Genomic DNA, 15,523 nt, shown 5'->3' with positions numbered 1-15,523 from the left:
TTATTATCGTATGCGAACGAGTTCAATGGAAAACGTCAACGATCCGCCCATCGAACAAATGTCCGGGGAAAGAGCGGATCATCCGGCTGCGTCAAGCCGGCGACCGGTGCCGATACCGACAGGATCCCAAGGGAGGATGCGGCCGATGCAAATGCCGATAGGGTTGTGGACCGACCCGGTCGAACCGGAATTTCTCGCTCCCCTGAGGCGCGCGGTCGCCGACCATGTGGAGCCTGACGCCGACGCCATCGACCGGGAGGACGTCTATCCGGTCGCCGCGATCAAGGAACTGGCCCGCCAGGGCTATACCAGCCTGACGCTGCCGGAAGAGTACGGCGGGCGCGGCCTCGGCTTCGCCCATTGTGCGGCGCTGTTCGAGGAGGCCTCCTATGCCAGCGCCGCCGTCGGCATCAGCCTGATCACCATCCTGCAGGCCCAGACCATCATCCGCCTGTTCGGTGCGGACAGCCTGAAACGCACGGTTCTGCCGGAGTTCGGCCGCGGGCTGATCACCTCCTACGCCTTGACCGAGGCCAACCACGGCAGCGACATCCGCAGCCTCGACACCAAGGCGGTGCGGGACGGCGACCGCTGGATTCTGAGCGGCCGCAAATCCTTCATCACCTCCGGCTCGGCCGCGGAGGCCTACGTGATTCTGGCGGAAACGCCGGTCGGCGTGTCGGCCTTCTTCGTCCGCCAGGGCATGGATGGCGTGTCCACGGAGGAAGGGCCAAACGCCGCCACCTTCGGCCTGCGCAACGGGCCGCATGTCGATCTGGTGCTGGACCGGGTGACGCTGCCCGCCGATCACCTGATCGGGGTGGAGGGCAAGGGCGTCCGCCAGGCGGTGACGACGCTGGACTATTCGCGGACCATGGCCGCCGCCATCAGCCTCGGCATTGCACGGGCCGCCTTCGACGGCGCGCTGGACTTCGCCGCCGGACGCAGCGCCTTCGACCGCAGGATCCTGGATTTCCAGGGAATCCAATGGTACTTCGCCGACATGCTGGCGGACATCGACGCCGCCCGGCTGCTGACCTACGAAGCCGCGCGCAAGCTGGACGCGCATGATGACATCGCCCGTTTCGGCAGCGAGGCCAAGCTGCTCGCCAGCCGGGTCGCCACCGACACCGCCGCCCGCGCCGTGCAGATCTGCGGCGCCTATGGCGTCATGGAATCGGCGCGCTTCGGGCGATACCTGCGCGACGCCAAGGCTTACGAGATCGCCGGCGGATCGTCGGAAATCCTCAAGAACACCATCGCCAAACGGCTGCAACAGCATGTCGCCCTGCGGCGGGAGGCGCTGTCGTGATCGCCGATCCGCTCTATGCCCGCGCCGCCGCCACGCCCGGCCGTCCCTTCCTGCTGTTCGGCGACCGCAGCATCACCTATGGCGCCATGGCGGCGCTGGTGGACGACGCCGTCAAGCGTCTGACCGCGCAGGGTGTGACGGCCGGCAGCACCGTGGCGATGATGGTCGGCAACCGGCCGGGCTTCCTCGTCGCATGGTTCGCGCTGTCGGAACTGGGCGCCATCACGGTTCCGCTCAACACCGCCCTGGTCGGCGAGGGGCTGCGCTATCTTCTGGAGCAGAGCGAAGCCTCCCTGCTGATCGCCGAGGAGGAGTTTCTCTCCGCCCTGCCCGCCGCCGCCCCGGCGCTGCTGCCGATGGACGGCCGTTTCGAGACGGCCGCCGGACCCGGACGGGCGCCGCGCCGCCGCCTCGCCCTGCCCGGCGGCACGGCCAACGCCATCCTCTACACCTCCGGTACCACCGGCCTGCCGAAGGGAGCGGTCATTCCGAACGCCTGCTACGAGCTGGCGGGCGAGCATATGGCGGCGGCGCTGGAGCTGACGGAGGAGGATCGGATCCTGCTGTTCCTGCCGCTGTTCCACGCCAATCCGCAGATGTACGGCGTGATGTCCTGCCTGCGGGCCGGGGCGGCGCTGGCGCTGCTGCCGCGCTTTTCGGCCTCGCGGCTGCTGGAGGATGCGCGGCGGTACGGCGCCACCGGCTTCACCTATGTCGGCACGGTGCTGAGCATCCTCGCCAAGCGACTGACCGGGCCGGAGCGCGGCCACTCCCTGCGCTGGGCGGTCGGCGGCGGCGCGCCCCCCGGGGTCTGGCGCGAGATCGAGGAACAGCTGGGCGTTGCGGTGCGCGAGCTGTACGGCATGACCGAGACCGGCGGCTGGGTGTCGATGAACACCGCCCGGGCCGCGAAGTTCGGCAGCGTCGGCGCCCCCCGGCCGGACACCGAACTGTGCGTGGTCGATGCCGACGACACCCCGCTCCCTCCCGGCGCGAAGGGCGAGATCGTCGTCCGCCCCCGCCGCCCCGGCCTGATGTTCGACGGCTACTGGAAGAAGCCCGAGGCGACGGTGGCGGCGACGCGGAACCTGTGGCTGCACACCGGCGACCGCGGCATGATCGACGCCGACGGCTTCCTGCATTTCGATGGCCGGATGAAGGAACTGATCCGGCGCGCCGGGGAGATGATCGCCCCCGTCGAGATCGAGACGGCCCTGCTGAAGCATCCGGCCGTTCAGGACTGCGCCGTCGTCGGCGTTGCCGACGACATCCTCGGCGAGGAGATCAAGGCGGTGATCGTTCCCCGTCCCGGCTTCGACCCGCGGGACCTGCCGGCTTTCCTGACCGGCCGCATCCCGGCCTTCATGATTCCGCGCTTCGTCGAGATGCGGACGGAAATCCCGAAGACGGCCACCCAGAAGGTGCAGCGTCACCTGCTGCAGGATCGTCCCGGCGACGTCGTGGATCTGGGGAGGCACAAGGCCGATACCCCTGCCACGCCCCCAATGTTGCCGACCGCCTGACCCAACAACGGATCCCAACGGCGTCTTCCAACGGCGGATCGAGCCCGCAAACCTGTCGCCCGGACGCGCCGATGTTTCCCGGCCGATCAGAGGGGGGCCTGGCTGACGAACTTCACCTGTTCGAAGGCCTGGAACCCCTCGGTTCCGCCTTCCAGTCCGATGCCGCTGTCCTTGATGCCGCCGAAGGGCGTTTCCGGGTGCGACACCACCCAATGGTTCACCACGACATTGCCGCATTCGATCTCCGCCGAGAGCCGGTCGGCGAGCGCAAGATCCCGTGTGAAGACGTAGGACGCCAGCCCGAGCGACAGGCGGTTCGCCAATGCCACCGCTTCGTCCGCGTCGCGGAAGGAGGCAACCAGCGCCAGCGGCCCGAACGGCTCTTCGCTGGCGGCCCGGCAGGCGTCGGTGACACCGGTCAGCACCGTCGGCCGATAGAAGAAGCCGGGCCGGTCGATGCGGGTGCCGCCGGCCGCCACCGTCGCGCCGTTCCGCCGGGCATCCTCCACCAGTGCTTTGACCGCCGCCAGCCGGCGGGCGTTCTGCACCGGCCCCATCTGCGTCGCGCTGTCGAAGGGATCGCCGACACGGATCGCCGATGCCGCTTCGGCGAAGGCGGCGGCGAAACGGTCATGGATCGAGTGATGCACATAGAAGCGGGTCGGCGACGTGCAGATCTGCCCGGAACTGCGGAACTTGGCGGCAGCCGCACCGCGGGCCACCGCCTCGACGTCCACGTCGGGAAAGACCAGCACCGGGGCGTGGCCGCCCAGCTCGAAGACGCCGCGCTTCATCGTCCGCGTCGCCAGGGCGGCCAGATGCTTGCCGACGGGGATCGAGCCGGTAAAGGACACCATGCGGATGGCTTCCGCCTCCATCAGCCGCTCGGCCACCGCACCGGGGTTGCCGAACAGCATGTTGGCGACACCGGCGGGCAGACCGGCTTCGGCCAGCGCACGGGCAATGAAGAGGGCGGACGCCGGCGTCCCTTCCGACGGCTTGATGACGATGGAGCAGCCCGCCCCCAGCGCGCCCGCGATCTTGCGCGCCGGCGTGATCGCTGGGGCGTTCCAGCCGCTGAAGGCCGCCACCGGCCCGACAGGCTCGCGCAGCGCCATCAGCCGATGGCCCGGCGTGCGGGACGGAATGATGCGGCCATAGGACCGGCGGCACTCCTCCGCGGCCCAGTCGAACATGCCGGCCGCCGTCTCGACCTCGCGCACGGCCTCGACGACCGGCTTGCCCAGTTCCACGGCGATCAGGGCGGCGAGGCTGCCGGCATCCGCCCGCATCAGGTCGGCCGTGCGGCGCAACAGCGCCGACCGCTCGACCGCGCTGGTCCGCCGCCAGAGCCGGAAGCCTTCGGCCGCCGCCGCGACCGCCGCATCAACGTCGTCGGCACCGGCGTGGGGCAGCAGTCCGAGCGTCGCGCCGGTCGCCGGGTCGATCACCGGTTCGCCGGTCCGGCCTCCGGCCTCGATCCAGCGCCCACCGATCCACAGGCGAAGGTCAGGATAGGCGGTGTTCGTCATCGTCGCCTCTCTACAGCCAAGTTCGATGGTCTCAGGCGGCGCGAAGCACGCCCGGATCGCAGAGCCGGAAGCCCGGTCCGCTGAGGTCTCCCAGCCGCGCCAGCCCGGCTGCGAGCCATGCCGGGTCCTGGCGGCCGGCCCAGAACAGCGGCCCGCCCTCCCAGGCCGGGAAGCCATAGCCGTTGACCAGCACGAGGTCGATGTCCGACGCGCGGGCGGCAACCCCCTCCGACAGCAGGCAGGCGGCTTCGTTGACCATGGTCAGCAGCACGCGGGTGACGATCTCCTCGTCGGAAACCGCGGCGCGGGCGATGCCCTTGGCGGCCGACGCCGCTTCGATCAGCAGGGTGACCTCCGGGTCCGGTTCACCCCGCTTGGCGCCGGACGGATAGCGGTAATAGCCGGCGCCGGTCTTGCGGCCGAACCGTCCGGCCTCGCACAGCCGGTCGGGAATCTCGACGTAACGGGCCGCCGGATCGCGGGTCGCGGCCTGTTGCCGGCGCATCCGCCAGGCGATGTCCAGCCCCGACAGGTCGGCCACCGCGAACGGCCCCATGGCGAAGCCGAACCGCTCCAGCGCCGCGTCGACATCCGCCGGAAGCGACCCTTCCTCGATCAGGAATTCGCATTGGCGGCGGTAGGCGGCATAGATGCGGTTGCCGATGAAGCCGAAGGCGTTCCCCGCCACCACCGGGAGCTTGCCGAGCCGCTTCGCCAGCGCGATGCCGGTCGCCAGAGCGTCGGGCGCGGTTTTCGCCCCGCGGACCACCTCCAGCAGGCGCATGACGTTGGCCGGGCTGAAGAAATGCAGACCCACCACATCCTGCGGCCGTCCGGTGGCCGCCGCGATGGCGTCGAGATCCAGATAGGAGGTGTTCGACGCCAGCACCGTCCCCGGCGCCAGCACGGCATCCAGCCGGCGGAACAGGTCCTGCTTGACGGCAAGATCCTCGAACACCGCCTCGATCACCAGATCGGCGGTGGCGAGCGCCACCATGTCGGTGGTGGGATCGAGCGCCGCGAGCCGCTTCCCGGCCTCCCCGGCGCTCATCTTCCCGCCATCCACCCGGCGGGCATAATGGTCGCGCAGCCGGGCCATCCCGGACCCCAGCGCCTGCGCGTCGCGTTCCAGCAGCGTCACCGGCAGACCGGCGTCCAGCGCGGCGATGACGATGCCGGTCCCCATCGTGCCGGCGCCGATCACACCGATCCGCTCCAGCCGCCGCGCCGCCACGCCCTCCAGATCCGGCAGGCGGGCCGAATCCCGCTCGGCGAAGAACAGGTGACGGCGGGCGAAGGCTTCCGTCTCCAGGCGCAGCCGTTGGAAAACCGCACGCTCCTCCGCCAGCGCTTCGTCCAGCGGCCGCTCGGCGGCGGCACGGACGGCCCGGATCGCCTCCACCACCGGAGGGCGCCCGCGGCCGGCGCGCAGGGCGGCGCTGGCCGCGGCCTCGATGCGCTCGGCCGGCTCGGCCGGGACGGCGCGGTCGGCCACCCGATTCTTGGCCCCGGCGAGACCCAGCGCATGGGCGACGGCGGATGCCCGCAAGGACTGCGCGCCATCCCCCTTTACCACCGCCCCCTCCACCACCGCGTCGACCAGCCCGAGCGCCAGCGCGTCGGCGGCGGACACCCGCCGGCCTTCGCAGATCAGGCCGATGGCGGTGGAAACGCCAACCAGACGCGGCAGGCGCTGCGTGCCTCCGGCGCCGGGGATCATGCCCAGCGTCACCTCCGGCAGACCCACCCGCGTGCCGGGGGCCGCGACGCGGGCGTCGCAGCCCAGCGCCAGCTCGAACCCGCCGCCCAGCGCCGCCCCATGCAGGGCGGCGACCACCGGCTTCGCGCAGGCCTCGATGGCGGCGATGACGGCGGGAAGCTGCGGCTCCTCCAGCGGCTGGCCGAACTCGCGCAGGTCGGAGCCGGCGATGAAGGTCTTGCCGGCGCCGATCAGCACCGCCGCCTCCAGGTCCGGATCGGCCGCGACCGTCGCGACGGCGTCGAGCAGCCCGCGCCGCACGGCGGCGGACCCGGCGTTGACCGGCGGGTTGTCGATGACGATCACCGCCACCCCGCCGTCGCGCTCCAGCCGGACCGTCCCGCCGGCCCGGTCGCCGAGCACTTCGGCCGGCCTGCCGGTCACTTCGCCACCAGCGGGCAGCCGCCCTGGTCCATCGGACGGAAGGCCTTGTCGCCGGGCACCGTCTCCAGGATCTTGTAATAGTCCCAGGGACCCTTGGACTCCGACGGCTTCTTCACCTGCATCAGGTACATGTCGCGGATCACCCGCCCGTCGGGACGGATGGAGCCGTTTTTGGTGTAGAAGTCGTCGATCGGAGTCTTGCGCATCTGTTCGGCCACCTTGGTGGCGTCGTCGCTGTCGATGGCCTGGATCGCCTTCAGATAATGGGTGACGGCGCCATAGACCGCCGCCTGCAAACCGCCGGGCGCCCGGCCGTTGAAGCGGTCCATGAACCGCTTGCTCCAGGCCCGCGTCTCGTCGTTCATGTCCCAATAGAAGCTTTCGGCGAAGGTCAGGCCCTGTGCGCTCTCCAGCCCCAGGGCATGGATGTCGGGCAAATTGACCAGCAGCGCCGCCATCGTCTTGCCGCCGGCGGTGATGCCGAACTCGTTCGCCTGCTTGACGGCATTGATCATGTCGGCCCCGGCGTTCGCCAGCCCGACCACGGTGGCCGTCGATGCCTGCGCCTGCAGCAGATAGGAGGAGAAGTCAGCGGTGTTGAGCGGCGCCCGCACCGCCCCGACGACCGTGCCGCCGTTGGCCTTGACCACACGGGTCGCCTCGCCTTCCAGGGCGTGGCCGAAGCTGTAGTCGGCGGTCAGGAAATACCAGTCCTTCAACCCGCGCTTGACCAGCGCGGTGGTGGCAACGGTCGGCAGGGCATAATTGTCGTAGGCCCAATGCACGCCGACGGGCGAGCAGGCCTTGCCGGTCAGATCCGGCGTACCGGGGCCGGTCGCCAGGAACATGCGGTTCTTCTCGCGCGAGAGCCCCTGCACCGACAGGGCCACGGCGGACGACACCACCTCGGTGATCGCATCGACCCCCTCGACGTCATACCAGCGCCGTGCGATGCCGGAGCCCACGTCCGCCTTGTTCTGGTGGTCGGCCGAGACGATCTCGATCGCGGCGCCATTGACCTTGCCACCGAAATCCTCCGCCGCCATCTGGGCGGCCAGAACGGCTCCGGCGCCGACATTGTCGGAATAGGGACCGGACATGTCGGTCAGGACGCCGATCTTCACCGTCTTGCCGGAAATCTCGGCGGCGGCGCCACCGGCCAGACCGATGGTCAGTGCCGCGACGGCCGTGGCGGTCAGCGCCCGCAGACCGGGCACCCGAACAGTGATAGCACGCATGATTGGTCCCTCCCCAGGGAATTGGTGGCCGCCACCTTCGTTGCGGGCGGCGGCCGGTTGTTGTCGAAGCGCCGGCGGTTGGCAGGCAATCGGCCGGTAATGTGGATACCTGTCGTCGGAACGGGGCTCAGCGGTGGGCGATCTCGCTCAGGACCGGCAGCAGATGGGCGACGAAGCCTTCCGGGTCCTCGCTCATCGGGAAATGGCCCAGCCCCGGCATGATCGATACGGTGGCGCCGGGGATGCAGGCGGCGGTCTCCAGCGTGTCGGCCGGAGAGCAGGAATAGTCGTATTCGCCGGTCAGCAGATAAAGCGGGCAGCGGCTGGTGTCGATCTCGCTCAGCCGATGGCGGATGTCGCCGTCCACCTTGTAGAAATAGAGGTCGCCCTTGAAGATGCCCGGACCGCCCTGCATGTAGTGCCACACCGTTTCCCAGCGGTGGGCGTCGGGCGCGTTCGGCCCGACCAGCCCGGCGGCGATGGCGGCGCAGACTTCCCCGCCATGCACGTCCGGATGATGCAGCCAGGTCGTGTCGTAATAGGGATGGACGTGGGCCGAGGATTGCAGCCCGATGATGGCGCGGAACTCCTCGGCATGCTCCATCGCCAGATGCAGCGCGATACGCCCGCCGATGGAACAGCCCATCGCCACCGGACGGTCCAGCTCCAGCGCGCGGCAGACGGTCAGGATGATGTCGGTGTAGTCGGCGCTGGTCAGCTGGTAGTCACCGTCCTGCCAGCCGGCGGGCGGCGAGGATTTGCCGTGCCAGGGCAGGTCGAAGGCGATGACGCGGAAATCGCGGGTGATGCGCGGGTCGTTCAGGATGCCGCGGAACTGGCGGCCGTCCGAACCGGCGGTGTGCAGGCATACCAGCGGAATGCCCTGCCCCGCCTCTTCGAAATAGATCCGGTGTTCGCGGCCTTTGTAATCCAGCCGCATGTAACGCCCGGTGATGGATTCGATCGTCGCACGCATCAGGCGGTTTCCTTCGGGCTGCGCAGGCTGGCCATCACGTCCTTGATGTAGAGCAGGTTGGCCATGAAGGGTTGCAGGTTGCCGGACAGGGTCAGGTCGCCTCGCCGCAGCAGGGCGAACAGGTCGTGGAAGCCCGGCGGCGGCAGCGGCTGCCAGAAGCGCTCCAGCGCATCGGCCGGGCAGGACAGGCCGAAGGTCCAGGACGGCATGACGAACGGACCCTTGCGAACCTCGGCGATCCGCCCGCGGTCGATGGAGATCAGATAGGCGTCGGCGCCGATGTCCAGCCGCATCGCCGCGGTCAGGAAACGGCCGCGATGGACGAGCCGTTCATTGGCGTTCACAAGTTCCGGCAGTGAGAGCACATCCGGCCTGGACATCATCGGTTCCTCCCGGAACGGGTTTCGGTGTCGTCTTCTTGGGATTGGGCGGGCGCATCCGCCGTTGCGAGCTGGACCAGCGCGTCGACCGCCACCGCCCCCTGCCCGTCGGCCATCACCATCAGCGGGTTGATCTCCGCCTCCAGCACGGTCACGTCGTCCAGCAGGGCAAGGCGGGAGACGGCGACCAGCGCATCGGCGACGGCGCCGAGGTCGCCCGCGGTCCGGCCGCGATAACCGGCCAGGGCCTGGAGCGCCTTCACCTCGCCGATCATCTCCAGCGCGGTGGCCCGGTCCACCGGAGCCAGCCGCAGGGCACGGTCGCGGTAGATCTCGGTCAGCACGCCACCGGCGGCCAGCATCACCACCGGCCCGACCTGGGGGTCGCGGCGCAGACCGACCAGCACCTCGCCCACGCCTCGGGTCATCGGCTGGACCAGGATCCTGCGCACGCCCACCCCCGGCCGCGCGGCCTCGACCCGGTCGCGGATCGCCGCCATGGCGGCCGACAGCGCGCCGGCATCGGCGATGTTCAGCACCACGCCGCCGACGTCGGTCTTGTGGGCGATGTCCGGGTGCAGGACCTTGGCGACCACCGGATAGGCGAAGGGAAGCTCCGGCACCGGTTCGCCGACCGTCAGCACCGCGACCGGCGCATGGGGAACGCCGACGCGGGCGAAGAGACGGTAGGCCTCGGCCTCGTCGATGGCCCGCCCAAGGGTCCGCCCACCGGCTCCCGGCGGAACCGGCAGCGGCGGGGTCGCCAATTCGGGGCGGGGAACCCGGCGGTTGAACGCGGCGGCGATCACGTCGCCGCAGGATTCCGGCGCGCGGAAGCAAGGCACCCCGGCGGCGTTCAGGCGCAGCAGCGCTTCCGGCGCCTCCGGCACGATGAAGGCGGCCAGCGGCTTGTCATGCTCCCGCGCGCTGTCGATCACCGGCGCCACCGCCAGATCGGGCTGGAAGCGGGCGGAGGACCCGACCGTCGCCAGCACCAGATCGAATTCCGGCGCGGTCTGCATCACCCCCAGCGCGGCCTTCATCACGTCGTAGCGGGTGCCGGCCAGCGTCAGATCGACCAGACGCCCCTCCCCTGCCGCGATCCCGACCTCGGCAAGGCGGCGTACGGTGTCCGGGCTGGGGGCGGCGACCCGCACGCCGCGGATGGCAAGCTGGTCGATGGCCATGGCCGCACCGCCGCCGGTGGTGGTGACGACACCGACAGCAGGGTGCCGCACCGATTTCACCGGCATCCGGTTGAGCAGCGGCATGATCTCCAGCAACCCGTCGAAGGATTCCACCCGCGCGATTCCGCAATCGCGCAGGAAGGTGTCGGCGACGTCATCCGCCCCGGCGAGCGCGCCGGTGTGGGAGACCGCCAGTTCCGCCGCCTCCGCCGAGCGGCCCAGCTTGTAGGCCGCCACCGGCTTGCCGCGCTCCGCCGCCGCCAAGGCGAAGCGGCGGAGCGTGTCGGCGTTGCGCATCGATTCCAGGAACAGCAGATAACCGCCGATCCTCGGATCGTCGAGCGTCGCCTCGCAGATCTCGCCGACCGACAAATCCACCTCGCCGCCAACCGACACCAGCCCGGCGAAACCGACGCCGCGCGCCTTGCCGCGCGACAGCATCGCACCGATCAGGCTTCCGCTGTGCGAGGCGACGAACACCCCGCCTTCCGGCAGGTCGGGTTCGGCGAAGGCGGCGTTGGCGGTCAGCACCAGCCGCTCATGCACATTGACCACGCCGATGCTGGAGGGGCCCAGCACGCGCACGCCATAGGACCGGCCGATCTCGGCCAGCCGCTTTTCCCGCTCGATGCCGGCGCCGCCCGCCTCGGAGAAACCGCCGGCCAGGATGGTCGCGACCGGGACGCCCAGCCGCCCGCACTCCTCTAGCGCGGCGATGGCCGCATCGGTGCCGGTCAGGATGAAGGCATGATCCGGCCGTACCGGCAGGGCCGACAGCGACGCGAAGGCCGGCTCGCCCTGCACGGTGGCGCGGGTGGGATTGACGCTGTAGACCTCGCCGCCATATCCGGCGCGGCGCAGGAAGCGCAGCGGACGGGCGGCGGTCTTCGCGAGGTCGTCCGACACCCCGACCAGCGCCACCGTGCGCGGCCGCAGCAGGGCCTCGGCCAGGGCGGAGCCGGTGCAGCCCTTAAGGGCGATGCCGCTCACGACCGGCTCTCCCGCGGTGGGCGCTGATCGAAGCGGCGCTCGAACAGCTCTTCGGCGATGCGGTTCTTCAAAATCTCGATGGAGCCGCCGGCGATCATCCAGCCGCGCGTCCGCTTCACGCAATATTCGACCAGGGCCTCCTGGCTATAGCCGGTGCCGCCCATGATCTGCAGGGCCTCGTTGGCGACCTCGAAACCGGCGAGGTTGCAGGCCAGCTTGGCGATGGAGGTCTCATAGGCCGACGGCAGGCCGTTGTCGGCATTGGTGGCGGCGCGGTAGAGCAGCAGCTGCGCGCCCTCCAGCTTCAGCGCCATGTCGGCGAATTTCCATTGCAGACCCTGGAATTCGCACAAGGGGCGGCCGAACTGGATCCGCGTCTCCGCATGCGCCTTGGCAAGATTGAAGGCATGGCGGCCCAGCGCCAGCGCCCGCGAGGCGTTGCCGATGCGCTCCACGTTGAAACCGGCGATCTGCTTCTTGAAACCGCCCGGCCCCAGCAGGACATTCGCCTTAGGAATGCGGCAGTCCTCGAAATAGAGCTGGCACCATTCCTCTCCGCTCATGAAGGCGGAGGGCTGGCCGACGGCGAAGCCGGGGGTGCCGCGTTCGATCAGCACCGAACCGATGCCGCCGACGCCGGGGGCGAAGCGGACATAGATCAGGAACAGCGTCGCTTCCGGGCTGTGGGTGGAAAAGACCTTCGACCCATTGATGACGTAATGGTCGCCATCCTCGCGGGCGCTGGTCTTCAGATCGGTGACGGCCGATCCGGCGTCCGGTTCGCTCATGCCCAGTGCCAGCAGCTTGCGTCCGCCGAGCAGGTCGCCCAGCCAGCGCTCCTTCTGCTCGGGGCTGGCATATTCAGCGAAGGTGCGGATCGGCCCGAAATTGCCCGCCTGGACGACGTCGGCACTCTTGGGGCAGACCAGTGCCAGCTCCTGAATGGCGATCACCGCGTCCATCAGCGTGCCGCCGACGCCGCCATCCTCCTCGCGGATGGTGATGCCCAGCAGGCCCATCTCCGACAGTTTCGCGGCCACGTCCCAGGGAAAGGCCGGGGAATGGGCGCGCTTCAGCGCGTCGGCGGCCAGCTCGGCGCGGGCAAAGCGGCGCACGGAGTCGGCGAAGGCGCGCTGTTCCTGGTTGAGTTGAAAGTCCATGGCTCCGACGGGGCTATCGATTTGCGTTACGGACAATCAATCGCATTGACGGACAAGCGGCAAATTCCTAGTTGTTGGGCACATATAACCTTATGTAATGGACCGTGATTTGCGCCAGGTTCCCCCGCTCAATCCGCTCCACGTCTTCGAATGCGCGGCACGGCACGGCAGCTTCACCAAGGCGGCGGAGGAGCTGAGCGTCACCCAGCCGGCAGTCAGCCGGCAGGTCGCCCTGCTGGAGGATTACCTGGGGGTCCGGCTGTTCCACCGCGAGACCCGCGGCCTGACCCTGACCAGCGAAGGCAAGCGCTACGCGGCGCAGATCGCACCGGCCTTCCGCTGCATCGCCGAGGCGACGTCCGAGCTGGTGTCCGCCCGTGCCGCCGCTCCCCTGAAATTGCAGGTCTATGCGACCTTCATGGCGAAATGGCTGATGCGGCGCCTTCCGCAGTTGCAGACCAACCACCCCGATCTGCGGCTGCGCACCCGGACGGCGGTGGCGCCGGTCGACTTCGCCCGCGACAACGTCGACGCGGCGATCCAGCTCGGCACCGGCGACTGGCAGGGCATGGACTCGGTCTTCCTGTTCTCCGACGAAATCCTGCCGGTGTGCAGCCCCGCCCTGCTGGCCGGCGGCCCGCCGGTGAAGGCGCCGGCCGATCTGCTGCGCTACCCGCTGCTGCATTCCCACTACCGGCGGCGGGACTGGCCGGACTGGCTGGAGGCGGCCGGCCTGACGATGGCGGAGACGCAGGAGCCGCTGATGTTCCCCAGCTCGCTGCTGACCTATCAGGCTGCCCTGGACGGGCTGGGCATCGCCATGGGCCAACCCGCCATGCTGGAAACCGAGCTGCGCAGCGGCAGCCTGGTCTGTCCGATCGACCGGCCCCTGCGCCGCGACCTCGGCTATTATTTCGTGGTGCCGCCCAACCACCAGGACCGCGCCCGCATCGCGAAGGTGCGCAACTGGCTGCTCGAGCAGGTGGCGGCCGGCTGAAACGCGGCGGCGCATGCATTACCGCAGGTTATGTGCCGGCAAGTTTATGTCAGTTGCCGCAGTCCGACGGACTTCCGATAGTCGGGGACACGGCCGGCCGCATCCATCGCTGCCGCGCCCGGCCACCATCCTCCTGCCCAACACAGTGCCCGTCCTGCTCCATCGGCGGCGGGTAGCGGAAGACCCACTCTATGACCGAAGCATTCCTGTGCGACGCCGTGCGCACGCCCATCGGGCGTTACGCCGGCGCGCTGGCGCCGGTGCGCGCCGACGATCTCGCCGCCATTCCCCTGCGGGCATTGCTCGACCGCAACCCGTCCCTCGATCCGTCGGCAATCGACGACGTGATCCTGGGCTGCGCCAACCAGGCGGGAGAGGACAACCGCAACATCGCACGCATGGCGGTCCTGCTGGCCGGTCTGCCCGAAACGGTGCCCGGCACCACGGTGAACCGCCTGTGCGGATCGGGGCTCGACGCCATCGCACTGGCGGCGCGCGGCGTGCGCGCGGGCGAACAATCCCTGCTCCTGGCCGGCGGGGCGGAGAGCATGTCGCGCGCGCCCTTCGTCATGGGCAAGGCCGACGGCGCCTTTTCCCGCGCGATGCGGCTGGAGGACACCACGATGGGCTGGCGCTTCGTCAACCCGCGCCTGAAGGCGTCGCACGGCGTGGACACCATGCCGGAAACCGCCGAGACGGTGGCGGAGCGCTATGGCATCGCCCGCGAGGACCAGGATTCCTTCGCCCTGCGCTCGCAACAGCGGGCCGGCGCCGCCCAGCGCAGCGGACGCTTCGCCCGGGAGATCGTCGCCGTGCCGGTCGCCGGCCGCAAGGGGGCGATCGCCGAGGTGACGGCCGACGAGCATCCGCGGCCCGACACCACGCTCGACCAGCTTGCGGCGCTGAAGCCGGTGGTGCGACCGGGCGGCACCGTGACCGCCGGCAACGCGTCCGGCATCAACGACGGCGCGGCGGCGCTGATCGTCGCCGGAGAGGCGGCGGCCCGGCGTCATGGCCTCACGCCGCGTGCCCGCATCGTCGGCGCGGCGGTGGCCGGCGTCGAGCCGCGCGTGATGGGGATCGGACCGGTCCCGGCGGTTCGCCGCCTGCTCGACCGCACCGGCGTGCCGCTCGACCGCATCGACGTGATCGAGTTGAACGAAGCCTTCGCCGCACAGGGGCTTGCCTGTCTGCGGGAGCTTGGACTGGCGGATGACGATCCGCGGGTCAACCCCAACGGCGGCGCCATCGCGCTCGGCCATCCGCTGGGGATGTCCGGTGCCCGGCTGGCCACCACCGCGCTGATCGAACTGGAGCTGCGCGGCGGCCGATACGCCCTGTGCACCATGTGCATCGGCGTCGGCCAGGGCATCGCGGTGCTGCTGGAACGGGTGTAAGGGGCATTGTCCCCAGGCGAAAGGGCGGCCTTCCGATGGAGGCCGCCCTTATGCTTTGAACGGTTGCTGCGCGATCAGAGCGCCTGCTGCAACTCCGGCACGGCCTTGAAAAGGTCCGCGACGAGGCCGTAATCGGCGACCTGGAAGATGGGCGCTTCCTCATCCTTGTTGATCGCGACGATGACCTTGCTGTCCTTCATGCCGGCGAGGTGCTGGATAGCCCCCGAGATGCCGACGGCGATGTACAGCTCCGGCGCCACGATCTTGCCGGTTTGCCCGACCTGATAGTCGTTCGGCACGAAACCCGCGTCCACGGCGGCGCGCGAGGCACCGACCGCGGCGCCCAGCTTGTCGGCCAGCGCCTCCAGCAGCGGGAAGTTCTCGCCCGACTGCATGCCGCGCCCGCCCGACACCACCACGCGGGCGGCGGTCAGCTCCGGACGCTCCGACTTGGTCAGCTCGGCCGAGACGAAGCTCGACAGCCCGGCGGCGCCGGCGCCCGACACGGCCTCGACGGCGGCCGAACCACCATCTGCGGCGGCGGTCTCGAAGGCGGTGGTGCGGACGGTGATCACCTTGACCGCATCGGCCGACTGCACGGTGGCAATCGCGTTGCCGGCGTAGATCGGCCGCTCGAACGTGTCGGCGGAGACCACAGCGGTGATGTCGGAGATGGCGGCGACGTCCA

Annotated in this window: 12 protein-coding genes; 4 read left to right on the top strand and 8 right to left on the bottom strand. The window is 69.9% G+C overall.

The window, feature by feature from the left end:
- The first annotated feature begins 145 nt into the window (after positions 1 to 145).
- Entirely contained in the window at positions 146 to 1,312 is a 1,167-nt protein-coding gene (locus VH569_RS33115; RefSeq protein ID WP_423321268.1) for an acyl-CoA dehydrogenase family protein, read from the top strand.
- A complete protein-coding gene (locus tag VH569_RS33110; protein ID WP_423321266.1) occupies positions 1,309 to 2,835 on the top strand; it encodes a class I adenylate-forming enzyme family protein in 1,527 nt (508 codons plus the stop codon). Before VH569_RS33115 ends, VH569_RS33110 begins: the two co-directional genes overlap by 4 nt.
- 86 nt (positions 2,836 to 2,921) lie before the next feature.
- On the opposite strand, the gene VH569_RS33105 is transcribed toward VH569_RS33110, so the two are convergent.
- From VH569_RS33105 to VH569_RS33075, 7 genes are all read right to left on the bottom strand, one after another.
- Positions 2,922 to 4,367 carry an NAD-dependent succinate-semialdehyde dehydrogenase gene (locus VH569_RS33105; protein WP_423321264.1) on the bottom strand — a complete coding sequence of 482 codons (1,446 nt, stop codon included), beginning with the start codon at positions 4,365 to 4,367 and terminating at the stop codon, positions 2,922 to 2,924.
- A 31-nt stretch (positions 4,368 to 4,398) separates the two neighbouring features.
- Positions 4,399 to 6,510: a 3-hydroxyacyl-CoA dehydrogenase NAD-binding domain-containing protein gene (locus VH569_RS33100; protein ID WP_423321262.1), complete on the bottom strand. Its 2,112-nt coding sequence runs from the start codon at positions 6,508 to 6,510 to the stop codon at positions 4,399 to 4,401.
- Positions 6,507 to 7,748, bottom strand: a complete 1,242-nt coding sequence (locus VH569_RS33095) for an ABC transporter substrate-binding protein (RefSeq protein WP_423321260.1) — start codon at positions 7,746 to 7,748, stop codon at positions 6,507 to 6,509. Before VH569_RS33095 ends, VH569_RS33100 begins: the two co-directional genes overlap by 4 nt.
- Positions 7,749 to 7,875: 127 nt before the next feature.
- Positions 7,876 to 8,724, bottom strand: a complete 849-nt coding sequence (locus VH569_RS33090) for an alpha/beta fold hydrolase (protein WP_423321259.1) — start codon at positions 8,722 to 8,724, stop codon at positions 7,876 to 7,878.
- Positions 8,724 to 9,107, bottom strand: a complete 384-nt coding sequence (locus tag VH569_RS33085; protein WP_423321258.1) for a hypothetical protein — start codon at positions 9,105 to 9,107, stop codon at positions 8,724 to 8,726. Before VH569_RS33085 ends, VH569_RS33090 begins: the two co-directional genes overlap by 1 nt.
- Positions 9,104 to 11,281: an acetate--CoA ligase family protein gene (locus VH569_RS33080; protein ID WP_423321256.1), complete on the bottom strand. Its 2,178-nt coding sequence runs from the start codon at positions 11,279 to 11,281 to the stop codon at positions 9,104 to 9,106. Before VH569_RS33080 ends, VH569_RS33085 begins: the two co-directional genes overlap by 4 nt.
- Positions 11,278 to 12,441, bottom strand: a complete 1,164-nt coding sequence (locus VH569_RS33075; RefSeq protein WP_377811402.1) for an acyl-CoA dehydrogenase family protein — start codon at positions 12,439 to 12,441, stop codon at positions 11,278 to 11,280. Before VH569_RS33075 ends, VH569_RS33080 begins: the two co-directional genes overlap by 4 nt.
- Before the next feature lie 109 nt (positions 12,442 to 12,550).
- Between VH569_RS33075 and gcvA the strand changes: the two genes are divergently transcribed.
- A complete protein-coding gene (gene gcvA / locus VH569_RS33070) occupies positions 12,551 to 13,438 on the top strand; it encodes a transcriptional regulator GcvA (protein ID WP_423321253.1) in 888 nt (295 codons plus the stop codon).
- Positions 13,439 to 13,629: 191 nt separating this feature from the next.
- On the top strand, positions 13,630 to 14,835 hold the full coding sequence (gene pcaF, locus VH569_RS33065; RefSeq protein ID WP_423321251.1) for a 3-oxoadipyl-CoA thiolase: 1,206 nt from the start codon (positions 13,630 to 13,632) through the stop codon (positions 14,833 to 14,835).
- A 74-nt stretch (positions 14,836 to 14,909) separates the two neighbouring features.
- Here the strand turns inward: pcaF and VH569_RS33060 are convergent.
- On the bottom strand, positions 14,910 to 15,523 hold a 614-nt coding region (locus tag VH569_RS33060; protein ID WP_423321249.1), incomplete at its 5' end, for an electron transfer flavoprotein subunit alpha/FixB family protein.

Origin of the sequence: Azospirillum sp. 11R-A (assembly GCF_049472615.1) — a bacterium.
Taxonomy (GTDB): domain Bacteria; phylum Pseudomonadota; class Alphaproteobacteria; order Azospirillales; family Azospirillaceae; genus Azospirillum; species Azospirillum palustre.
Note: the sequence above shows the minus strand (reverse complement) of the source record. Positions and strands in the feature narration are given on the sequence as shown.